Source organism: Bradyrhizobium sp. LB11.1, assembly GCF_040549385.1.
Taxonomy (GTDB): domain Bacteria; phylum Pseudomonadota; class Alphaproteobacteria; order Rhizobiales; family Xanthobacteraceae; genus Bradyrhizobium.
The window spans coordinates 1-21598 of sequence record NZ_JBEPTH010000016.1 but is presented as its reverse complement, the minus strand read 5'-3'; the positions used below and the strand labels follow the sequence as shown (position 1 = coordinate 21598).

Genomic DNA, 21598 nt, shown 5'->3' with positions numbered 1-21598 from the left:
ACATCTAGCCGCATTCAAGGCGATTCGAGCTGCGAGGTTATCGCGGCAGTCCGTTCGAGGTTAAGCAGATCGCTCAATTGAGCCGCCTGTGCGCGTGTGCGCTCTTTGATGCCGTTCCATCGAGTCTCGTTACGTTCCCTTGCGATCATCTCAATATAGACTTCGTCGATGAGAATGCGCATCAGATGGCGCACTTCCCGTAATAGGTTTCCTTTGAAGGATTCACGTAGGTTCGACGATAGGCTTCCGATGCGCTTCATCGAGGACAAGCATGAGGTCTGCAGCCTACCCAGTCTAAGATCGGGATCTTGTGTCGCCAGCATTGCGTCGATGTGATCGAGCAGGTCTTGAGCTTCCTCCACTAAGTAACCGGCTTCGGCAATCAGCTCCGCGCGCTTTTTGCCTCTGAGTCGATCGAGTTGGGCTGCGCGTTTTTCGACCTCGCCGAGCTGCCGTTCGACGGTGTCTGCAAATATCTCAAGATCGTCGAAAGATTGCTGCACTCCATCTAGTATCCCACAGAGCGTAACCGGCATTCGACCGGTCAATCCAGCCGTTATTGCCAGGTGCATGTCTAGACATGCACCGAGTAGATCGGTGAGCTCGCCCATATCGGTGGCCATGATTTGTGGCGATTGACCTCGAGAGTCGTACAGATGAAATCGGAGTTGATCCTCTGCATCCGACTGTCTTTGGAATAGGGTTTGTAGTCTCGTCGCGACGATATGGTCGTTGGCGGCACCGGCGAGCTCTGCCAGGCTGGTCAGAGTGATGTTCGAATGGCGGCAAGCTGCGATGGCCCCCGCCTGGAATCCACTTTCCGATAGAAGAAACGCGCGATCGGCACCCACATCCTGCGCAATGTGGCCCAACGTCATCACCTGCTCCTTACGGACGGCCGCCTTCCAGTGCTTACATTCGACGATCCATAGAGCCGGGATCCCGGCCGGACGAGGCCTAACGACAACATCGATGTTGTGTTGCGCTCGCGCGCCGTCCAACTTGAGTTCGATCTCCGCATCAAATCCCATGCGGCGAAACAGACCTGCGACGTCTTCCTGGTATTGCTTCCAATCTGGCGGCAAAGCGAATGCTCCAAAGATGCAAGGCTGGATACAGTTTGGATTTGGCGCGCGGTTCGTAAGGCCGTTCGAATTCCGTCGATAATAAGATGCGACTAGTGCCCGAGCAGGCCATCAATCGCAGCCAACAATTGCATAAATTGCATCCGTCGTTTGGGCCCAAGCGCGTTTAGCTTCGCCGCAATTGTCTCCAGCGTCTGGGGCGACGGTTTTCTCGACTTCTGGTTCTCATCGAGCCATTGTTCTAGCCCGGCCGCTGTCTTCCTGGCTAGTTTTACCTTTCCATTCAATACCTTGCTAATGTGCGGTTGAGTCACGCCACAGGTTTCCGCCACGTCAGATTGGCTGGCACCAGTCTCGCGCATTTTGGTGTGGACACGCGCTAGCAAGGTTCTCGGGGGCATTGACCTATGTTATGCAATACATAAAAAGAATATTCAATTGCATAAGAGCCCTAGGATGCAACGCGTCGTCGGTGAGTTTGGTGGCCATTTCGACTTTCTGGATCTGCCAGATCCGGAAACGCTGTTGATTGGCGATCTGCGTTGGGGTGCGTTCGAGCATCCGCTCACGCCCGCGTTCTGGGCGGCCCAGGCCTGGATGACGGGAAAGCCCTCAGAAGATGGCTTCCAGCTCGGGCGTTCGCTTGAGGAAGAGGTCGTCTATTGCATTCTCGGTGGTTACGGCATTCCGGCCGAGGTTGGGCTTGCTGCCGCCGAAAGAGTTTGCGGCGCCCTTCCGGACTTGTCAGACGACGTCGGTCGACATGCGCGCTTGCAAGAACTGCTGATGCATCCGCTTCAGGTCGGCGGCCGCAGTGTGAAGTATCGCTTTGCCGCGCAACGCGCTGAGTATCTGGCACGAGCGCTAGCCATGTTGCCCAGTATCGAGGAAGCGGCGATTTCCGACGTGGCGATGCGCAATGCACTTCTCGGGCTGCCGGGCGTTGGCCCCAAGACAGCGTCCTGGATCGTCCGCAATCGACGTGCCAGCAACGAGGTCGCGATCCTGGATGTTCATATCATCAGAGCTTGCAGGATCATGGGCATATTCCCGCATGCAGCCGATCCAGTGCGGCTCTATTTCGAACTCGAGCGGCGATTTCTCGAGTTCTGCCGCGCAACCGGGTCGGCTGCCTCGAGCATGGACGCCGTTATGTGGAGCACCATGAGAGCGTTAAGTCAAAAGTTTATGCAACAACTGGTTGACGGAGTGACGCAAGTGAGGAACTCTTCGGATAGAAACGATCTGGAGGGGGCAAATGTCGGGGTCAGGCGGCTCGCGTAATGACGATGGGGGTGCGACAGGAGGCGACAGGGGGCCGAACGACCCATGCGCCCGAAGCCGCCGAGGTCCGATCAATAGTCCAAAAGCCACGGTCCTCGGTGCTCTCGGGGTTAGCTCCGTTCTAGGCGTCGAGGTCAGGCGACCCGGCGCTTCGCCAATCCTGACAGTCGTCGATGGGGCCGGCGCGGCGGCGGGCTCGCTCACATTCGTTGGTTATCTTGAGCTTGTTGATTGCATTGAGAACCGCGGATTCACGTATCAGGCGACGATCATAAATATTGCCGGCGGAGCCTATGAGGTCAGAGTAGATCCGGTATGACACGCGATCTCACGATCGTAGGCGGCATCTACATTGAAAAATGTATTCAGCCGTTGTGGGATGCCGTCTATGGTTCCGCAGGCCGAGCGGCGCACGCAGTGCGCAATCTGATTCCGGGACGGATCATACTGCACTCCTATGTTGCGCCCGCGATGCAAGTGCAGGCGGAGCATGTGGCCTCGGAATGCGATGCGACTCTGATGCCGACCCCAGCGGACCATGATCTCAGCTTCAGCTATCTGCATCCGATGTCCGTTCCGGCTATTTTTCCGGCGCCGCGACACATCAAGGCTCACGCCCCGATACTGGTAAAGGGTGATGTGGTACTTCGGTTCGGGATGCTCGAGGGGGACGCAATCGTCGAAGCCGATGTCGCCGTCTATGATCCGCAATCTGCATTTGATGTAGCTTCGTTTCAGGCCAACGGGTCTCAGGCGCGCCGTTTGGCTGTGGTGATGAATCGCCACGAAACCGAGCAAATGACTGGTCAAGCCGATCCGTCGCTAGCAGCTAAGGATCTCATTGCAAAAGGTTTGGCTGAAGTTGTGATCGTCAAGATGGGCAGCAGTGGAGCCGTGGTGACAACTGGCACCGGTCAGTCCGTCATCCCGGCGTACCGCTCGACTCACGTTTGGAAGCTAGGATCTGGCGACGTTTTCTCGGGCACCTTTGCTGCTTTGTGGGGATGCCAGGGCATGGACGCGCCACAGGCGGCCCATCTCGCATCGCGGGCGGTGGCGCTGTATTGCGATACGCGAAGCCTTCCCGTTCCAGGTATCTCCGATTTACAAGCGCTGAGGTACGATCCTATCGTACCGACGAGGGGCACGGTTTACTTGGCGGCGCCATTCTTCGATCTGGCCCAGAGGTGGCTTGTTGAGGAGACGCGGGATCAGCTCCGCGCCCTTGGCGCGTCCGTTTTCTCACCTCTCCACCAGGTCGGGCCCGGGCCCGCGTCGATCGTCGGGCCAGAGGACATCAAGGGCTTGGAGCAATCAGACGCGGTGTTTGCCATCTTGAACGGCCTGGATGCGGGTACGATCTTTGAAGTGGGTTACGCCGTTAAGAAGGGAATCCCGGTCGTTTGCTTCGCGCAGAATGTCAGCGTCGAAAGCCTCAAGATGGTTGAAGGGACCGGCTGCGAAGTGGTCGATGACTTTGTTTCCGCGCTGTATCGAACGATATGGAGGCTCCCGAAGGCATGAAAGCGGTTCTCATGTCCGGTGGTATGGACTCGATCAGTATTGCCTGGTGGAAGCGGCCGGAGATTGCGATTTTCGTCGACTATGGGCAGAAGCCTGCCTCCGCAGAACGCGATGCGGGCGTGGCGGCCTGTCGCGCTATGGACATTCGCTACGAGCAGGTGAAAGCTGACTGCAGCGCCATTGGTTCAGGAGACATGGCTGGTACAGCTCCCAGTCCTCACGCTCCTGTTTCGGAATGGTGGCCATTTAGAAACCAGCTCATCTTGACGCTCGCAGGTGCTGTCGCGCTGCGTCTCGGAGCGACCGAGCTGCTGATCGGGACGTTGAGGACTGACGGTCAACATGCCGATGGTCTGCCAGCATTCGTTGACAGGATTTCAGATCTGATGTCGATGCAAGAAGGCGGCTTGACCGTGAGTGCGCCGGCGATCGGTCTTACTGCGCCTGAACTGGTGATCGCTTCGGGGATTGATAAAGCGACTCTCGCCTGGGCGCACTCTTGTCATACTGGTGTACTGGCCTGCGGCAATTGCCGTGGTTGCACTAAACACTATGAGACTTGGAAAGCGTTGGGGTGGGATGCTCATTGAAGAGCCAATGCCGCGCCACACGCCTTTAGCGTGGGCGCCCCATCAGTTCGACGTCGTCACGACAGAAGTTCTGACCCGCCCAGGGCCTCCTTCCTCGATGACCTTTGCGGATGTGATTGCGAAGAGACGCTCGACCGTTGGTGATCCGATCAAATTGAGCTTGGTCGAGGAATTGTTGTGGTACGCGGTTGGCTGGAAAGGACATGCGCCGAGTGGGCGGGCTGAATTGCCGATTGCTTGGTCAGCAAGTCCATCGGCTGGCGGCCTTCAATCGATCAACATCGTTTGCATTCCCGATGATAGCTCGGCGCCGCGATTGTACGATCCCGTGAACCATGCCTTCCTGCTCCTTCGCGCTAACGACGAGCGTGTGTGCTTGGAAAATCGCAAGGCCGTCCTATCGGTTACCGGCCTGCAGTCCGGATGTACACTACGACTGATTGGTGATCGGTTGAAAATCAGCGCAGCCTACGAAAACGCCCAATCGCTATTGCTGCGTGATGCCGGCGCAGTTCTCGCAACTATCTGCCTGTGCGCAGAATGGTTGGGTCTTTCAGCGTGCCCGCTGGGGTTCCTCGGAGATTCAATGCTGCCTTTATTGGCGCTTCCTGGGGAGCGCTTCCAAGGCGTTGGAGGAATCCAGATATCCAGCGCGAAGGGAGACCGCTAGCGCGCAACCGCCCTCTAGCTCTGTTGTTGCAGCCGCGCTGGTCGTCGGGCCTTTCTCAAGAGATCTGCGACGTGACTCGTTAAGCCGACGTCTCCTCGGATTTGCAGGCCAACGTCGGCCGGGAGCCGGGCGAGCAGGCGACGCAATTCTTCCAATCCGCTTGAGACGTCGAACACCTCCCATTTATCCGCTTCGCCGGGCACGAGCGTTGACGCCGAGCTGTCGGTTGCGCCCTTATGCAGCTGTACGATCCAGACGCGCGTACCGTCGTGGACCCACTCAAACCGTACGGGACCCAACTTTTCTTCGGCAAGACGATACGTCTCGCGAATATCGTGGAGAACATTGTCAGGTAGGCGCTCCGGCAGTCGTTTGCCAACCATGAAGCTGTCGCCCTCGCCAGGCGTGCCTTCGATTACAATCTGCTTTTCGGCATCCATGATTGCAGCGCCCGCAAACGTTGCCGGCACTGCCGATTGACACAATACCGCTGAAATCGCCTCTCCTGTCGGATCCTCTTCAGCGAGAAGACGGAAGGGGTCCCGCCAACCCTTCGCCGTCGTGAATTTGCCCGGCTCCTGTTCGCTGGGACAGGTTCTGATCCAGACTTCGTTCGATAAAGTTGGCTGACCGAAGGAGAACGGCGCGATGCGTCGGGAGATGCACATCGTTCTTGGAACAAGCAATCCGATTACATTGGCGATGAGGAGACCGAACGTCTTGTCGCCAATAAGCCGGCTGAATCGGTTCGGCCATTTCAACGCCGCCATGGCGGGCGCGCTGTCGGAAGCCTCATACTCCCACATCAGCGTATGACCACGGCGCCAGCCCCGTGGTTTCGGGTGGATGCTGAACTCCAGCCGGCCGCGGCCTGCATCAACCGTTTCGGCGGGAAAGCCATAGACGGCCTTGAGTAGCGAAAGTCCCCAGTCCAGCGACAATGAAGCTGTGCCGCCCTTTTCGACGCACCGAGGTGTGTCGTCCGGAGCAAATTCGACGACGCCTCCTTGAATGACGCCTGATACCCCGCCGTCAGCGACGTCGACGGTCTCGTTCGCAATGACATAGAGACCTTCGCCAGACATCTTGCGGACGAGCGCTTCGATCTGGGCTAGGTCCGCCAGCCCGTAGTGAAAGTCGCGGCTCCTGGGATTGTCCGGCGTGAAGCTGCGCAGGTTGAGGGTGCCTTCCGGGCACTGATCGAGCAGAGCACGAAGGCCTTCGGACAGGTCATGAAATTGATGATTGGCGTCGAACCCAGCGACGCGGCTGAACTCCAGGTGCGGCTGGGCCCGACCCGGGGAGTAGCTGACAAACTGCGCGACATTTCCGACCCGTGCGAGTTCGTCTAGCGATTTGTCCTTCCTGAGCGTCATCAACCCGGTCCTTGTGCCCCAGCCGCTCCGGCGGTCATCGGGTCATCTCGTCTAGTCCAGCTGAGCCCGCTCCGCACTGTCTTTTCACTCTCCTCGCGACCGACCGTACGGCTGCTGGGCTGAGCCTCAAGCCACCGGCCGGCGGTTCCTTACCCCCTACCTCCACCGATTTCTCTGCCGTTGACCGCCCTCCAGGGCAACCCTCAGGACGGCCGAAACATGTGGACGATGGGCTAGCTCCGCCAAGTCATCGCGGGAGCGGGACCATCCGTACAGGGGGGGAGGGCTGTCGGCGGCCCGCGGATCGAACTGCGCCGGGGGCCGAAGGCTATCCCGTCCGATAGCCGGAAATTGATGTGCGTACGGGGTCCCGCTAGCTGAAAATTAATGGTGACGGGGCAAACTGGGTGGACCTCCAATCGTCGTTTCGCGTAGTGTCATACAAAGAGGGATCGAATCATGACCGCCTACGCAGCCGTAATTGAAGCAAGCGATCTGGCTGAGAAGAAAGTGGCTATACTTCGTCGAGCCCTGATGCTGAACATCGGCGCGACCCCGAAGGGGCCAGCCAAGGGTTCCGCTCCGGCCACGAAAAAGCGGTTGAAGCTTGCCCGCAAAAAGAAGCGCTAGCCTTTACTCCGAAACCGACTGGCAACGGGAAGTTGACGAGGACGGTCCGACCGTTCCGTGGCGCTCGGCGATAGGCCGCGATTACGGGCGGATCATTCATTGCGCGAGCTTTAGACGACTGCAAGGGAAGACGCAGGTTTTTCCGGGGCACGAGTCTGACTTTTTCCGAAATCGGCTGACGCACTCTCTTGAGGTAGCGCAAATCGCGCGCGGCATTGCCGAGCGGTTGAACTATGTCGAGCCGTTCTTCAAAGAGCATCCGATCGATCTGCGTCTTTGTGAGGCGGCCGCACTTCTCCACGACATCGGCCACCCTCCCTTTGGACACAACGGCGAGCGTGCGCTCGACGACCTGATGAGGGCTGCCGGCGGGTTTGAGGGGAACGCGCAGACGCTGCGCATCGTATCGCGGCTCGAAAAAAAGGCTGTCAGAAAAACCCAGGTGAAAGGCGATCGTCGAGCGGGGCTGAACTTGACGTACCGTCTGATGGCGGCCGTTCTCAAGTACGACAAGATCATTCCGGCAAGGCGGACCAAGCAAAGCAAGTTGGTGAAGGGATACTATGGATCCGAGGCCGAAGTGGTCCGGAACATCAAGCTGCATACGGCGGGCCGCATCGGCCGTCGTGAGTTCAAGACGATCGAATGCTGGATCATGGATCTCGCAGACGACATTGCCTATTCGACCTACGATCTCGAAGACTCCATGAAGGCCGGCTTTTTAACGCCTGCGTCAATCGTTGCTTCCAACGAGGACCTGCTGGCGCAGGTGGCGAAGAAAACGTCTAAGGAGCTGAAGCGTCGGATCTCGCCCGAATATGTTTTGGCCATCCTGACTAATGTCTTCCGGGGTATCCGCACCGACCAAAACTCGCTTGTTGCTACGATTAAGTGGTTTCAAGCCTCGCAAGAGCTGAGCGAGTCAGGCTACCTCAGGACCAAGCTGTCCTCGGCGCTTGTTCACGAGGCCATCAATTCGGTCAAGGTAGGGCTGAACGCCGACCATCCGATGCTCAGCACGGCGTATCTCGATGACGAGATACGGCTGAGGGTCGAAATTCTCAAGCAGTACACGTTTGAAAGTATGATTTACTCTTCACGGGTCAAGCTGCCGGAGTTTCGAGGGTATGAAGTCGTGAAGAGCATTTTTGAAGCTCTGGCCAGCGAAAAAGGCTATCTCATGATGCCGGACGATGTGCGGGCTCGCCACAGAAGCGCTTCTACCCAAGCTCAGCGGCTCCGCATCATCTGCGACTTTGTGGCCGGCATGACAGATCGCTATGCCACCGAATTCTTTGACCGTCTGCATTCGAACGCCGGTCACAGCATGTTCAAGCCTGTCTGACCCTTTCGTTTCGTTCTGCTCGTCTTGACCTGATACTGTGGACGGATGGCGCTGTGCGCATGCGGCGCCCGGCTTAGCCAAGTGCAATGTTTGCTTACGAGGCGTGTTGAAAGCACTTTACTCGCGAGACAAGCCAAATGCGCTACAAACGTTCTGAGGGTTTAACGGCATCCGAACAAGTTCTCGCCGAGCTGTGCGATCAGTCGTTTCTAAAGCTTTGGACCTATCCGAACCTGTTTCGTAAGCCCAGCAAGGAGCTGACCGATCTCCTTGTCGTGTTTGGGAATGATGTGCTCATTTTTTCCGACAAGTCTTGCAAGTATCCGAATACGGGCGACGTCGAACTCGATTGGTCGCGATGGTACAACAAGTCAATCGCCTACTCGGCCCGCCAGATTGCACAAGCCGAGCGATGGATTCGATCTTATCCCGATGAGGTATTTCTGGATGCCAGGTGTCTGGAAAAGCTTCCGGTAACGTTGCCGAGTTCCGCGGACATGCGTGTGCACCGCATTTGTGTGCCCCTGGGGGCTCTCGACCGCGCTGAGCTTGAGACAGGGACACGCTGGCTGAAAATTGACCAAGCCGTGCTCAACGACGAGGCCCGGTTTACAGTCGGAAGGACCGACAAGGCACGCGGATGGGTGCATGTGTTCGACGAGGCCAGCCTTCACACCGTTCTTAGCGAGTTGTCTACGATCAAGGATTTCATCCACTACCTGGAAAGCAAGGTTGCGGTGCTCTCAACCGATAACTTCAAGTTCGCGGAAGCGGAAACGGACATGCTGGCCTACTATCTATGGCATGGGAGAACGTTTCCGCCGATCGAGAGAGAGTACCGAATTGATGGAAGATTGTGGCCGCAGGTCGATGCATCGTCCCAATATCGATCCTCACGGGAGGCAAACAAGGTCAGTCAGCTGTGGGATGGATTCATCGAGCGAGTAAACGACGAGTACATCGAGGAGAATCTTGATTTTGGCAATGAGAATGCGATGTCCGAGCACGAACGGGCCGCGCGAATTCTTGCCAGTGAAACGCGCTTCTACCGACGAGTGTTGTCAAAAGCGATCCTGGAACGGGCTGAGCGGGCGAAGAAGGAGGCGATCAGCGCGTTGCTGCCGTCGGAGAGCGGGGACGTTAGCTACGTCCTCTTTGTCGGGAGAGGCGATCAAGGCGGTGATCATGTGACCTATCGCAAAGACCGCTTAGAGCAGCTTCGAGGTCGCTGTGTCGCAGCTAAGGCGATTTACCCCGAGCGGAGGTTTATCGTTGGGATAGGCATGGATGCGCTTGGTGTTGAAGGTTCATCTGAGGATTTCATTTGCATCGATACTGAATGCTGGACGAACGAAGACGTCACCAACGCGCAAAAAATTCGAACGGAGTTGGGGTACTTCAAGGATGGAAACGCGGTCGTCTCGCGTCTATCAGAAGACGAATACCCTGGGCGGCCTGGCGCCATCGATGTCGCCAGCTTGGCAGACGAGCTGTCGCGCCTTACGGTTGCTGAGTCGCTCGAATTGGCGGAAATCTTGAGATCTCGTTGGCAGCCGAAGTCAGGTCCCGAATCTGCTGGTCAATGAGCCGCCCATCCTGCGCGGCTGCTTTAGCGGCACCTGTCGACCCGGGAAACACGCGTTCTGCATCCGCCGTCAGCTAGTCGGCCCATACCTTGCTGAGGATCTTCTGAGTCCTTTGCAGGACACCCGCGACCTCCGGGCATACGTACTTGTATGCTTTGACCGAGTACGGCTTCTTGACGATCGCCGCGATGCGCTTGGCAAGCTCGCCGAGCTTTACTTCTTCGCCTTTGTTGATTTCAATCACTCGAAGTCCATACCTCCCCTTGATCGTGTTCGCCTTCCACCAGGCGTCCACGGCGTCGCTCATCGGCATTGCTTGGCCGAGCTCGATGTGGACGGTATCTCCGGAGATGACCCGAAGCACAACGGTGCAATACCACAGGAACAATTGCTTCCTCGCATCCCGAGCTGCGTGTTCCCGATCATCGCAAATGAAGAGGTCACTCTTGTGAAGATCCTTGATGCGCTTGTCACTGAACCCACCAAGTTCGTCGAACAGCCGTCGTTTGAGGGTAAGTTCATCCAATGGCATTTTCTCCGACTGCGATTATGGCCTCGAGAGATAGACCAAGCTAGCGCCGGGGCCGGGCTCGGCACTGTCGGATGTCGCCTGTAGAACCAACGACGCGCGATAAGGTTCTGCGTGCTAAGGAGTCTGATCGCGCAGTATGTCATTCGCACCAAATGACACGTCCGTCACGCAGCCAGAAATGCGATCGGCACCCGCGCTGCACCCATACCGATGGCTTGAGCGTCGGGCGCCGTTTGGCGTCAATAGAAATATCCCAGCGAGGCTTTGCCTCCTGGACGACCAGTAGCTCGATGTTCGTGCCGCAGCCGCAAGGGCAGCGCAGGCCCACACACCAATCTTCGTCGTCCTCGCGTGCTAAAACGAGATCGCGTTTCGGCAGCTTCGACGGCAGGCTGTCACCCTCGATGATCTGAATGCGTCGATCGGGCCGGATGCCATCCCATTTCTTGTATGTCCAGCGCAAAGCGCCGTTCAGAGAATCCAAAATTGCCTTGAACATTATGCCGCTGCGTTTCTAGGCCGCTTTAGCGCCGGAAGCCCAAGCAACGGTTCCAGATTGCCGCGCGCCAGAAGGGAGTTATTGCCACGCTCAAACGCTGCCTCGGCGGTATAGTCTTCTTCACAAGCCGCGAGACTAAACTCCGTGCGCGCAAAATTCTCGTTGGGATCGAGGCGAAATGGATATGCGCGAGCGATGTACTCGTTCACGGCCGCTGCGGCTGCGCGCATATTTAGTGTGATGACCGCGGGTGCCTCCTCGACCATGCCCTTGATATAACCGGCCTGCACTTCCTCCCGGTACTGATCCAGTGCCGTGCCTCGCAGATATTCTGCGCGGACTCGGGCGGCGGAATAAACGTCGCGATCCGAGAGGGTCGATCCGCCTGGATAGACATAGTCGATGCGGCCGCATGCATCGCCGATCGCGATCGCATCGCCGCTTTTGCGTGTCGGGATGACGACGCCGACGTCGATCAGCGGCATCAGAAATGAGGCTGCCATCAGGTCGGCGACCTGTCGTGCCTCCAGAGTGTCGACGCAACTGAACCCCACGTCGCCCGTTGCGGCAATCTCGATCGCCTCGCGCGCCGTCACCGAGCAGGGAAGCTGGCCTCAACGGCGCATGCAAGCTTTCCACCGCAGCCATCAGCCCGTCCCCGCGTACGTCCCCGACGTTTTCGTGGCTGCCGAGCACTTCGGTTAGTGCCGCGCGGAGAAACTCGTCGAGCCGCATCCCGAGATCGACGGGAAATATAGAATCATCGACGGTGAACGGCGCTGGGTGAATTCGAAGATCCTTGTCGATCAAGGGAAACCTGAGTTTCGTGAAATACCCATTGAAGTGACCGACCGCGTTCTCAGCGAAGAAGAGCGGCTCCGTGTCTGGATCTATATCCATAGGCAAAGAAAAGAGTGGGATGCGCGAGAAAAGGAAATGGTGGCCTATCGACTTATCGAGTTGGTCGGACGAGCAAGCGCAGCTAATATACTCGGTATATCGTTCCGTGAGCTCGATAAACTCGACGAAGTTTTTGATCTTGCGAGGCGTTTTAGTGAGGAAGGTCTCAAAGATCTAAATGCGAGCATCACCTGGGCGCGCGAGCTCTTTGGCGTTAGCAAGAAGCTGCTTGCGCCGACCGTGATCGATGCCGTCGTTGATAAAGTCGCACGAAAGCGCATCACAAACTCAAAAGATCTTCGCAAATTGAGGGCCATACTGCCCGATCCTGTCGCGAAAGCACACTTTCTTACCCGTGACGGCGATATCGATTCCGCGATGCTTCGCGTGGGCGGCAAGACGCCAGAGCAAAGCGTCGGTCTTTCAGCAGATCTCACTGCGGTCGTCGAATCCATGAAGCGTGTCCCGTGGACAGCTTTGGCCGAAATGAAGAAAGATCCAGATATCCTGAGGAAGATCGATGAAGCCTCGGCGCTTCTGAAGACTTTGCGACATTCGATTACTTCGAGCTAGCGAACGTCGTGCCGATCTGAATCTCCCCAGCGTTTTCTCTTTGGACCCGAAGAGATAAATCTGAGACGGTTCTGCAGCCGTCGCAACGGCCGGGCCTTCCGTGTCCTACTGGGCCAGGATAAGCGCTGGACGCTTTTCGAATTAAATCGGCGAGCCTTTGAGCCTCGGGAGTACCGTTTGGGTGATGAAGGTCAGCACTGTCCTCCGCCTGGGAATGCCATCCTCTTCAGCTCGTCGCCGTAACCTTGAGAGTACGACTTCGTCTTCCAGACGATAAAGGGCTCGTGAACGCAATACAGACGCTGCGCGTAAGGCTGGAAATACTTCTTAGCGACCGTGCGATCGCACAGTTGCGCATCGAGACAGACCTGGAGCTCGGCGAAGAATCCCACCAGGAGGTCGAGGTCTGGCACCAGGCCTCTCTGGGTTGCGGACGACGACAGCGGAATGACCGATTTGTCGACCACGGTCATGACGAGCTGGCGCTTTCGGCTTGCGAACTCCTCAGGTGAAGCAACTGGCGTTTCTTCCAAGGTCCGGAGGACGTCCTTCACCGAGTACCACGCCATCCCGATATGGGTCTGCGCCGCCTGAAGCGGATCACTCGAAAACCTGCGCACGTAACCCAGCGTTTCGGCAACGCGCGCGTCGTGCTGCTTGTCAAAATATTCGCGGACGGCCCAAAGTCCGCCGGCCAAAGTGCCGAGAATGAGCAAGATCTTCGAGATTGCTTCCAGTCTTTCTAGAATAACCTTCATTGGCCGCTCGTCAGTTGCATTTCGATGCGAGGACGTAAGGGTCCGCGTCTGGGAATCCGGGGGCAGCCGCGGCAGACTTCAGGCAGCGCAGGGCAGCCTTTGAGAGCGCGATGCTTTTCGTGGCTTTTCCGTCTGTCTTGCTGGGTTTGCCGATGCTCGGCAAATCCGCTCTGACGGTGCCCGCCACCTGGCCTTTCAGGCGGTCCGAGGAGAGGCAAATATCCAGGTAGATCGTGACCGGGTCACTCAGATCATCCAGGAAGCTGTCAACATTCTCGGCGATGCATCTGGCCTCGGCTTTTGAGACGGTCGCCTGTTGTGCAGGCGCAGATCGAGCGAAAACGCCAAGCGCTAGGAGTGTGAACGCGAAGCAGAAGCAGAATTGCCGCATGGATGGCACCCTCTAAGGTTTGAAACCGGTATACATGAATCCCGCCCACGCCCAAGGCTCAGCATAGGGGCGGCTATCCCGGAAGCGGATTCGAAGGATCTGCTCCAATTTGGCTGCATCGCTGCCTGGGGTAGGCCCAAGTGTGCGCAAGACTTCGGCGAGTTGCGAGCCGGTACTGTTGGACAGCCAGACCTGGGCTTCTTGGAGCGCGCGCGAAGGGGGCGTGCCGGAATGCAGCTCGCGCATCAGCCGTGCCATCAGAAACAGAGTTGGCCCGTCGCTCGCTGGCCAGAGAGAAGATACAGCTCCTTTTGCCCCGATGCTCATGAACGCAGCGGGAAGTCCGACGAATTCATTCGCCATCGAGGCGGTCTCGACGCGGCCGGTCTCGCATGCGGACAACACGATCAGATCGGGAGCCTTGCGGATTTGGGCCGTTTCGATGTCGCGCACCTCGAGACGATCCTTGCTGCTGAGACGGATGCTCGACCGTTCCGGGTCGTCGGGGTCAAAACGGGCGTGCCCGACAAAGTGCAGGATGTCGGCCTGTTCGAGGGCCTGAAGGAATTGGCCCTTGTCGACCGGTCCTGCAAGCGTGACGCCGCCGAGAACGGCCGACACCTGAGCTTCGGTCGGAGCGTAAGGCAGCCCGGAGTCATCCGACGGGTCCGCAATCGAGTAGAGCTTCAGAGAGGTGCTCGCCACAGCAGTTCGTGGCTGCCAGAGCGCCAGGCTCGGCAGGTACGATACGCTGGCGATGTCCATGAGGCGCTTTCCTGTTGGGTCTTTTCCTATATGAAGAGGCAGAAGCGCCAGTTCGCCTTGGACGACGAGAACCACGTCTTCGCGCGGCCATAAGCCCGCACCTTCAAGTGTGCGAAGGAGCGGGCCAAAAAAGCTCGTTCCCAGCCAGTCACCCGCCTCGGTGATCGTCGCGTTCCAGCGATCATCGGCGGCGTCCGGCTGATCGGCTTCGAAGACGCTACGGTAAGCCTGGAGCCAGCGATCCTCCAGGAAGCGGGCGACGCGATCGCCGTTAAAGTCGTCGAGAAATACCCGCTGGAGGGCGACCTGGCCATCCTTCAAAGTGGCCGCGAAGACGACACACCCCGCCGTTGTCACGATCGGCATGAGCACGATGGTACGCCCGGTCAGGAGCTTTTCGAAGCTGACTGCCCTTGGCCTGCCGGACTCTGGATCAGGCAGTGCGCTCAGCCGTTGTTTGAGCACGCGCAACCGGCCTTCATCGGCGAGTGTGATTGCGTCGGATATCTTGCCGGTCCACGCCAGTGCGTAAGCGGCGCGTTCAAACCAGCGATCCGATCTTGCAGCATCGAAGCGAAGCACGTCCTGTCCCAGCGCGGGGTCGAAGGTTGTCCGGCTTAGCTCCGCGGCGTGTGTGTAAAGATCGGAGGCGCCCTGCCAATTTCTCAGACTGAACTGCAGATTGGCGAGGTTGACGAGCGTATCGGCATGCTCGCGAGGCATATTGGCAGCGGTGCGTTCAGTGAGAGCTTGCGAGTAGGCCTGTTCTGCGCAGCTGGCGAGTTCGGGCCGCTTGCGATTGTTGCAGCGATTTCCGAGATTGTTCTGGAATGTGGCCCATAGGCCGGGTGCTAGCTGCCGGTCTGTCAATTCGATAGCCTGGCGCAGCTCTTGGATTGACTTGTCCAAAGCGGCAGTGTCGCCGTTCTTTGCTCTGACGCTGAAGTAATCGGAGGAGAGCGCCAACAGCCGGGCTTTTGTCAGGGGTGGTGCGCCGGCGGAAGCGTTCTGAGCGCGCCTCAGTTGAGCCCCGATATCGTCGAGGTTCTCACCCTCTCCGAGCGCCAGACGATGCAGCCGCACGCTTACCAGTGTTTCGAGGATCTCTGCTGCATCCCGTGCCATGCCGGCCGAATCCGCTGCGGCCAGCAGCTCTTCGAGCAGCTTCTTGGCTCGTTCCAGATTGGCGGGAGTACCAATTCGGGAGGCCTCTAGCGTCAGCGCAAGACTGATTCCGGTCTTGATCCAAGTGGCCTTCTCGCGTGGCAAGACGCCTGCATATGCGGCGTCGAGGAGCGTAATGGCCTCTGAGAGGTTCTTCTGGTGATTTCCCGTCTGTTTCTTGAATAGAATACTTCCTAGATTGCGCTGCGCGGTGAAAGCGGAGCTTGGAGCGAGCTTCTGCGCGAGAAGGCCGCGCAAAAGAGCTTCGGCTTCGTCCAGCGAGTCCGAGCGGTCGGATCGATGGGTTCCCAGAAAGGCCGCGAGATTGAGTTGTGCCAATTGCCGGCGATCGCCGCGAAAGACCTCGGCTGCCTCGTGCAGCGCGGTTTCAGCTTCGTCGGCTTGACCTGGCGGCAAGGCACCTTCCGGGGCCTGAGCAATCAGGGTGCCCTTGTCCAGCAGGGCGCTGGCGCGGTCGGGACCAGGCACCTTGCCGGCATTTGTACTGAGATATCGCCGGAATGCATCGATCGAGGCCTGCGCGCGCGGAAGTCCGCGGCTCGACAGATCCCTCTCGACCTCACCCAGGAGCTTAAGGCTCTCCGCGCAATGCCCGTCGAGAGGTGGGACCGCGCAAGTGACGGCGTAATACCGGTCAAGCGATTGGGTGACTTCTCGAAGCTCGGCGGTCGTCGAAGCGCTGTAATAGTCCAGGCGGATAGCGGCCAACGTGGTGCCGTTCCTGAGCTTCGGCTCGTTCAAGGTCCTCAAGTACTCTGCGGATTTGCGCGCCCATTGTGCTGCCGTGCGGAAGTCAGCGGGCCGGTCGCCATTGGCTCCGGCAAAACTCAAGGCGATCTCGTATGCAGCCTGGGCGGCCAGCAGGCGGTCGGCGCTTTTGCCAAGGCACGCGAGCATCTGCTCAAGCCGGGCGGCAGCAAGATGGGTTGAAGTTAGCATCTCCTTGAGAGCATTATTGCTGCATCGTTCCGTTCTGCTCATCGAAGCGCTGCCCTTGCCGTGGGCCGGCGCCAACATGACGGCAAAAACCATGGCGACCACGACGCACGAAGGGCGCATGCGCAGGCTCTCAAGAAAACCGTTAAAACAAACTCACAAGAAAATCGCGCGCATACCGGGTAATCCCGTGCTGGCATTCCGGCTTGCATAGAACGTCCAAAACAACCGAAAGTAAAGTGCTTCGTTTCGTCTGCGGTATTTCACCGCTACGGCGCCAACTCTCGTTTGAACGTCATGCAACGGCTATCGCGTTGGTCCAACCAACGCCGTCTATACGGTCTAAGAATCGCGATTGGATTTTTTCGCGAGCGCATCGCTGTCCGTGTCATGCGGCAGCCGCCGAGCGAGAGACTATTGAGGTGGTTGCCATAGCGGATTGATCCGCTGTTGAGTGTCAAGCCTTTTTGTTTCGCTTCTGCAATTCGCGCCAGAGGCGGCCTTGCTCTCTCACGCGGCGTTTTGACAGATCTGATTTCGCGCGTTTGACCGCCGTCGAGAATTTATCGATGGTTTGCCTGACCTTGCGAGGATCGCTACGTGCATCCGCAGCAATTCCTTGAAATCAACTGTCTCGCCCTTGGCCTGCAGCTTCTCGGCTCGCTGCTTGGTGGCGTCCATCAGCGCTTTTGACGACGATGGCATTCCCCACCGCGCCGTGACGAGTTCGCGGCCCTCTGCCCGTTGCGCACGATCGGTGTCTTGTAATCGGGAGAAACCCTGGGCATCGGCGCCAGATTGCGCACGTAGCGGTTCACAACGCGGAACAGCGCTAGCTCGAGAACGCCGCGCAGAAGTCGAGGTTCGCCCGCACGCAGGAACATTTGGTTTCGCCAACGCGCAATGCATTGATCGACTGATTTTTTACTGATCCAGCCCAGAGGTTTGCCGCCTCCCTGCGGGGCCGGGCTGTCGGCTGACGCCGAAACCCCGGATTGCGCCGGGTTTTCACCCTTCGGGCTTCCAACCCTGACGGAAGTTGCGGCGAGAGCGGAGACGCAATGACGTCGGCGATCGACGGTGCAGGAGAGGCAGAGTGGGGCGGTGTTCGCCGTGACGGGTTGAAGGCCGGAGGGGAGTCTTCCGGCGCCCGTCATGGAGATTGCTCCCATGAATATGCAAGTTCTGGATGCCCGCCGCGATAACAGCGGCGGTTACAAAGTAGATGTGGGTCGTGGCGAGCGCGTCGGCCGGGTGTCGTCGGAGTGGTTTTCCCGTCCGGCGGATGAGCGCTATCTGTCGCTCAACGAACTGGCCCGTACGGTGCGTGATCGCGCAGACCGCAGCCGCACGCGCGTGGTCGAAAGCGCGCTCATTCATGTCGAGGCGAGCCGCGGAGATCCCGAGCGCTTGGCCCTGATGCTGCCCGGCTCGGACAAGCCCGTCGCGCCGACTCATTGGAGCTTCGGCCAGCTTGCAAGCCAGGTTGGTGCTCCGGCCGCCTACCTCCGGCAACTGCCCGCAGCACTCGCAGGCATCAACCTGCAATATGGCCTGACCGCCAACCGCGCGGAACAGATCAAAACGCTCGAGACCGACGATGGCCGCGTTGAGCTTCGTGCCGTCACCAGCCCGGACTATGGCCGGATCTTTGACCATGAGCTGGTTGAGGCCGTGCAGCGCATCGCCGGCAATGGCACAGGTGATACACGCTGGAAGGTGCCGGGGGTGCTCGACTGGTCAACCGGAATCTACAATCCCAGAGTCGACATCTCCAAGGATACGACGACCCTCTATGCATCGGACAGAGATGTTTTCCTTTTCCTGGTCGACGACCTAAATCCGATCGAAGCAGGCCGTCTGCCGGACGGCTCGCCTGACCTCTATTTCCGCGGCTTCTACTGCTGGAATTCCGAGGTCGGCGCGAAGACGCTCGGCATCGCGAGCTTCTATCTCCGCGCGGTCTGCCAAAATCGCAATCTCTGGGGCGTCGAGGATTTCGAGGAGATCACCATCCGCCACTCGAAATACGCCGCCTCGCGTTTCGCGCATGAGGCTTCACCGGCGCTGACCCGCTTCGCAAACTCCTCGCCTATCTCCTTCGTCAACGGCATCAAGGCTGCGCGGGAAAAGATCGTGGCCCGCACCGACGATGACCGCACCGAATTTCTGCGCAAGCGCGGCTTCTCGAAGACCGAGACAGCGAAGATCATCGAGACCGTATTGGCCGAGGAAGGGCGCAAACCGGAGAGCGTCTTCGACTTCGTGCAGGGCATCACCGCCGTTGCGCGCGACAAGACCCACCAGGACGCCCGGCTCGATCTAGAGGCGCGCGCGAAGAGGCTGCTCGACCGGGCAGCCTGACTTCCGGAAAGCCGGAGATGCGGAAAAACGTGTCTCCGGCTTCGTGCCTTTCCGTCTTTCCTGATCATCGGTTGTGCGGCGCTGCCCCCAGAGGAAGAGGGCGGCGCTGCGCTTCGTGACGAGTTGCATGCCGAGAGCGAGGCTTTCGGCGCTCGTCGCGGAGTATATCCCGATGGCTACCACTGTTCAGAAGATCACCCTCTCGCCCTCGCGCGACATTCCCTTCAACAAGCTCTTGCTCAGCCAGTCGAACGTCCGGCGCGTGAAGGCCGGCGTCTCGGTCGAGGAACTGGCCGAGGACATTGCCCGCCGCGGCCTGTTGCAGGGCCTCAGCGTCCGGGCTGTTACCGACCAGGCAGGCGCCCCGACCGGCATGTTCGAGATCCCGGCCGGTGGCCGGCGCTACCGGGCGCTGGAACTCCTCGTGAAGCAGAAGCGTCTCGCCAAGACTGCGCCGGTGCCCTGCGTTGTACGCGAAAGCGGCATTGCTGAGGAGGACTCGCTCGCTGAGAACGTCCAGCGCGCGCCGCTACACCCTCTCGATCAGTTCAGGGCGTTTCTGGCGCTGCGTGAGAAAGGCCAGTCCGAGGAAGAGATTGCTGCCGCCTTCTTCGTCTCGGTGAACGTGGTGAAGCAGCGCCTGAAGCTGGCGTCGGTCTCGCCGATGTTGCTCGACGTCTATGCCGAGGACGGCCTGACGCTCGACCAGCTCATGGCCTTCACAGTGTCCGGCGATCACGAACGCCAGGAGCAGGTGTTCGAGCGCCTGAAGGCGTCCTACGACAAGCAGCCCTACGTCATTCGTCGCATGCTGACCGAGGGCGCCGTCCGCGCATCAGACAAGCGGGCGCAGTTCATCGGCGTGGAAGCCTATGTCGCGGCGGGCGGTACGGTGCTGCGCGACCTGTTCCAGGGCGATGATGGCGGCTGGCTGCAGGATGTTCCGCTGGTCGACCACATGGTGGCTGACAAGTTGAAGGCGGAATCCGAGACGATCGCCGCCGAAGGATGGCGGTGGACCGAGGCCGCCCCCGATTTCGCCTACGGTCACGCCTTCGGTCTGCGCCAACTTCGCGGTGAGACACTCGCGCTCTCGGCCGACGAGGAAGCCGCGCGCGACGCGCTCCAGGCCGAGTTCGACCGGCTATCCGAACAATATCAGGAAGCCGACGAACTGCCGGGCGAGATGGACGAGCGCCTGTCGGAGCTCGAAACCGCGCTGGAGGGCTTCGAGGCGCGGCCTGTTGTATTCGACCCTGCCGAGATCGCTCGCGCCGGTGTCTTCGTCAGCATCGGCGCCGACGGGCATCTTCGTGTTGAACGCGGCTTTGTGCGACCCGAGGACGAGCTGCCGGTCGAGCCGGAGCCCGATCCGGACGTGGATGGCGAAGCCGAACGAGCCATGACCGCAAGCTACGAAGGCAGCGAGGCGATCGGGGCGGCCGAGCCCGCTGCGGAGCTGGAAGAGGACGGGGGCCTTTCGCCCATCTCCGACCGGCTGATGACTGAGCTGACCTCGCACCGCACGCTGGGCCTTCGCCATGCGTTGGGCGAACGGCCGGACGTCGCCTTCCTCGCGGCCCTCCACGTCCTCACGCTGAAGACTTTCTATCATTACGGATCGGATAGCTGCCTCGAGCTGGACGTGAAGAGCGTCAGCCTTGGCACGCAGGCGCCAGGACTGAACGACAGCGCGTCGGCTCAAGCGATCCGTACGCGACACGACAGCTGGTCGAAGGCGCTTCCAAAGGAGTCGGCTGACCTCTGGGAAGGGCTCCACGAATGGGACGGCGACAGCCAGGCCGGCTTGTTCGCTCATATCGTCAGTCTGTCGGTCAACGCGGTGTACGAACCGTGGAACCGGCGGCCGCGGGCATCCGCACATGCCGACCGGGTCGCGCAGGCGGTCGATCTCGACATGGCGGCAGCCGGGTGGAAGCCGACGGTGGACAATTTCCTCGGTCGGGTGACGAAGGCTCGCATCCTGCAGGCAGTGGCGCAGGCGCAGGGCCAGCGCGCCGCCGATCGGATCGAGCATCTGAAGAAAGGCGACATGGCGACCGAGGCAGAAACGCTGCTGGCCGACACCGCCTGGCTGCCCGAACCACTGCGCACGCCGGGCCAAACCGCTGACGAGCGGCAGCCGCCGGAATCCGCGATGGAGGAAACTCCAGAGCGGTCCAGCGAAGAACTGCTGGAAGACGAAGACGAGGCGGCTGCTCAGAATGGCGATATCGGCGAGCCGATGATCGCGGCCGAATAGCTGCCCTGCGCAACAAGGCCCGCCGGGGACGGCGGGCCTTTTCTTTACGAGGACCATCATGGCCGATGCTGTGCGTGATCTCGCACAACGCCTTAGGCAACAAGCCGAGGCCGTGTGCCGCCATTATCTCTCTTCCGGTCGGCGGGAAGGCAGCTATTGGCTTGTGGGCGACGCCCGTAATACCCCAGGCCGCTCGATGTTCGTCCGGCTCAAGGAGTCGATGAAAGGTCCTGCCGGCAAATGGACCGAATATGTTGCGCCGAGAGTTATGTTGCGCATTTGCGCTGGGGTGCTGTCTCACGGACGATTGGCAGCTTCTACGCAACATAACACCAGCGCGCT

19 protein-coding genes and 1 pseudogene are annotated in these 21598 nt (G+C 59.2%); 11 read left to right on the top strand and 9 right to left on the bottom strand.

The window, feature by feature from the left end; translation table 11 throughout:
* Positions 1-14: 14 nt before the first annotated feature.
* The gene (locus ABIA96_RS30625) at positions 15-1085 is read right to left on the bottom strand and encodes a restriction endonuclease (RefSeq protein WP_354140658.1); all 1071 of its coding nucleotides are present in this window, start codon (positions 1083-1085) and stop codon (positions 15-17) included.
* A gap of 456 nt (positions 1086-1541) precedes the next feature.
* Between ABIA96_RS30625 and ABIA96_RS30620 the strand changes: the two genes are divergently transcribed.
* The 4 genes from ABIA96_RS30620 to ABIA96_RS30605 all read left to right on the top strand — a co-directional run bounded on the left by ABIA96_RS30620 (position 1542) and on the right by ABIA96_RS30605 (position 5153).
* Entirely contained in the window at positions 1542-2369 is an 828-nt protein-coding gene (locus tag ABIA96_RS30620; RefSeq protein WP_354140657.1) for an 8-oxoguanine DNA glycosylase, read from the top strand.
* Positions 2370-2684: 315 nt separating this feature from the next.
* Complete coding sequence (locus ABIA96_RS30615) at positions 2685-3893, top strand: PfkB family carbohydrate kinase (RefSeq protein ID WP_354140656.1); 1209 nt, start codon at positions 2685-2687, stop codon at positions 3891-3893.
* The gene (locus tag ABIA96_RS30610) at positions 3890-4483 is read left to right on the top strand and encodes a 7-cyano-7-deazaguanine synthase (protein WP_354140655.1); all 594 of its coding nucleotides are present in this window, start codon (positions 3890-3892) and stop codon (positions 4481-4483) included. The genes ABIA96_RS30615 and ABIA96_RS30610 overlap by 4 nt, the downstream gene beginning before the upstream one ends.
* On the top strand, positions 4473-5153 hold the full coding sequence (locus ABIA96_RS30605) for a nitroreductase family protein (protein WP_354140654.1): 681 nt from the start codon (positions 4473-4475) through the stop codon (positions 5151-5153). Before ABIA96_RS30610 ends, ABIA96_RS30605 begins: the two co-directional genes overlap by 11 nt.
* A gap of 14 nt (positions 5154-5167) precedes the next feature.
* Here the strand turns inward: ABIA96_RS30605 and ABIA96_RS30600 are convergent, their stop codons facing one another.
* Complete coding sequence (locus ABIA96_RS30600; RefSeq protein WP_354140653.1) at positions 5168-6529, bottom strand: hypothetical protein; 1362 nt, start codon at positions 6527-6529, stop codon at positions 5168-5170.
* A 459-nt stretch (positions 6530-6988) separates the two neighbouring features.
* Between ABIA96_RS30600 and ABIA96_RS30595 the strand changes: the two genes are divergently transcribed.
* From ABIA96_RS30595 to ABIA96_RS30585, 3 genes are all read left to right on the top strand, one after another.
* Complete coding sequence (locus ABIA96_RS30595) at positions 6989-7159, top strand: hypothetical protein (RefSeq protein WP_354140652.1); 171 nt, start codon at positions 6989-6991, stop codon at positions 7157-7159.
* Positions 7137-8504, top strand: coding sequence for a dGTP triphosphohydrolase (dgt, locus tag ABIA96_RS30590; RefSeq protein WP_354140651.1), 1368 nt, complete (start codon positions 7137-7139; stop codon positions 8502-8504). The genes ABIA96_RS30595 and dgt overlap by 23 nt, the downstream gene beginning before the upstream one ends.
* A gap of 137 nt (positions 8505-8641) precedes the next feature.
* Entirely contained in the window at positions 8642-10090 is a 1449-nt protein-coding gene (locus ABIA96_RS30585; RefSeq protein ID WP_354140650.1) for a hypothetical protein, read from the top strand.
* 73 nt (positions 10091-10163) lie between these two features.
* On the opposite strand, the gene ABIA96_RS30580 is transcribed toward ABIA96_RS30585, so the two are convergent.
* The 3 genes from ABIA96_RS30580 to ABIA96_RS30570 all read right to left on the bottom strand — a co-directional run bounded on the left by ABIA96_RS30580 (position 10164) and on the right by ABIA96_RS30570 (position 11717).
* Positions 10164-10616: a hypothetical protein gene (locus ABIA96_RS30580; RefSeq protein ID WP_354140649.1), complete on the bottom strand. Its 453-nt coding sequence runs from the start codon at positions 10614-10616 to the stop codon at positions 10164-10166.
* A gap of 145 nt (positions 10617-10761) precedes the next feature.
* Positions 10762-11121 (bottom strand): ubiquitination-like system serine protease family protein, encoded by a 360-nt coding sequence (locus ABIA96_RS30575; RefSeq protein ID WP_354140648.1) that lies wholly within the window; start codon positions 11119-11121, stop codon positions 10762-10764.
* On the bottom strand, positions 11121-11717 hold the full coding sequence (locus tag ABIA96_RS30570) for a hypothetical protein (protein WP_354140647.1): 597 nt from the start codon (positions 11715-11717) through the stop codon (positions 11121-11123). The genes ABIA96_RS30575 and ABIA96_RS30570 overlap by 1 nt, the downstream gene beginning before the upstream one ends.
* A gap of 187 nt (positions 11718-11904) precedes the next feature.
* On the opposite strand from ABIA96_RS30570, the gene ABIA96_RS30565 reads away from it, so the two are divergent.
* Entirely contained in the window at positions 11905-12594 is a 690-nt protein-coding gene (locus ABIA96_RS30565) for a hypothetical protein (RefSeq protein WP_354140646.1), read from the top strand.
* Positions 12595-12785: 191 nt separating this feature from the next.
* On the opposite strand, the gene ABIA96_RS30560 is transcribed toward ABIA96_RS30565, so the two are convergent.
* The 4 genes and pseudogenes from ABIA96_RS30560 to ABIA96_RS30545 all read right to left on the bottom strand — a co-directional run.
* The gene (locus tag ABIA96_RS30560) at positions 12786-13310 is read right to left on the bottom strand and encodes a hypothetical protein (RefSeq protein ID WP_354140645.1); all 525 of its coding nucleotides are present in this window, start codon (positions 13308-13310) and stop codon (positions 12786-12788) included.
* A gap of 52 nt (positions 13311-13362) precedes the next feature.
* Positions 13363-13743, bottom strand: a complete 381-nt coding sequence (locus ABIA96_RS30555; RefSeq protein ID WP_354140644.1) for a hypothetical protein — start codon at positions 13741-13743, stop codon at positions 13363-13365.
* A gap of 12 nt (positions 13744-13755) precedes the next feature.
* Complete coding sequence (locus ABIA96_RS30550; protein ID WP_354140643.1) at positions 13756-16725, bottom strand: CHAT domain-containing protein; 2970 nt, start codon at positions 16723-16725, stop codon at positions 13756-13758.
* A 507-nt stretch (positions 16726-17232) separates the two neighbouring features.
* A pseudogene (locus tag ABIA96_RS30545) lies at positions 17233-17513 on the bottom strand (hypothetical protein); the annotation flags it as partial.
* Between the two features lie 286 nt (positions 17514-17799).
* On the opposite strand from ABIA96_RS30545, the gene ABIA96_RS30540 reads away from it, so the two are divergent.
* From ABIA96_RS30540 to ABIA96_RS30530, 3 genes are all read left to right on the top strand, one after another.
* Complete coding sequence (locus ABIA96_RS30540; protein WP_354140642.1) at positions 17800-18993, top strand: DUF932 domain-containing protein; 1194 nt, start codon at positions 17800-17802, stop codon at positions 18991-18993.
* A gap of 172 nt (positions 18994-19165) precedes the next feature.
* Positions 19166-21256 carry a ParB/RepB/Spo0J family partition protein gene (locus ABIA96_RS30535; protein WP_354140641.1) on the top strand — a complete coding sequence of 697 codons (2091 nt, stop codon included), beginning with the start codon at positions 19166-19168 and terminating at the stop codon, positions 21254-21256.
* A 58-nt stretch (positions 21257-21314) separates the two neighbouring features.
* Positions 21315-21598, top strand: a 284-nt coding sequence (locus ABIA96_RS30530) for a hypothetical protein (RefSeq protein ID WP_354140640.1), incomplete at its 3' end; no start/stop codon positions are given.

What these genes read in the sequence shown, in the direction of transcription:
- ABIA96_RS30620 (WP_354140657.1), top strand. Translation starts at nt 1,542, where the DNA reads ATGCAACGCGTCGTCGGTGAGTTTGGTGGCCATTTCGACTTTCTGGAT.
- ABIA96_RS30615 (WP_354140656.1), top strand. Translation starts at nt 2,685, where the DNA reads ATGACACGCGATCTCACGATCGTAGGCGGCATCTACATTGAAAAATGT.
- ABIA96_RS30610 (WP_354140655.1), top strand. Translation starts at nt 3,890, where the DNA reads ATGAAAGCGGTTCTCATGTCCGGTGGTATGGACTCGATCAGTATTGCC.
- ABIA96_RS30605 (WP_354140654.1), top strand. Translation starts at nt 4,473, where the DNA reads ATGCTCATTGAAGAGCCAATGCCGCGCCACACGCCTTTAGCGTGGGCG.
- ABIA96_RS30600 (WP_354140653.1), bottom strand. Translation starts at nt 6,529, where the DNA reads ATGACGCTCAGGAAGGACAAATCGCTAGACGAACTCGCACGGGTCGGA.
- ABIA96_RS30595 (WP_354140652.1), top strand. Translation starts at nt 6,989, where the DNA reads ATGACCGCCTACGCAGCCGTAATTGAAGCAAGCGATCTGGCTGAGAAG.
- ABIA96_RS30585 (WP_354140650.1), top strand. Translation starts at nt 8,642, where the DNA reads ATGCGCTACAAACGTTCTGAGGGTTTAACGGCATCCGAACAAGTTCTC.
- ABIA96_RS30575 (WP_354140648.1), bottom strand. Translation starts at nt 11,121, where the DNA reads ATGTTCAAGGCAATTTTGGATTCTCTGAACGGCGCTTTGCGCTGGACA.
- ABIA96_RS30555 (WP_354140644.1), bottom strand. Translation starts at nt 13,743, where the DNA reads ATGCGGCAATTCTGCTTCTGCTTCGCGTTCACACTCCTAGCGCTTGGC.
- ABIA96_RS30550 (WP_354140643.1), bottom strand. Translation starts at nt 16,725, where the DNA reads ATGGTTTTTGCCGTCATGTTGGCGCCGGCCCACGGCAAGGGCAGCGCT.
- ABIA96_RS30540 (WP_354140642.1), top strand. Translation starts at nt 17,800, where the DNA reads ATGAATATGCAAGTTCTGGATGCCCGCCGCGATAACAGCGGCGGTTAC.
- ABIA96_RS30535 (WP_354140641.1), top strand. Translation starts at nt 19,166, where the DNA reads ATGGCTACCACTGTTCAGAAGATCACCCTCTCGCCCTCGCGCGACATT.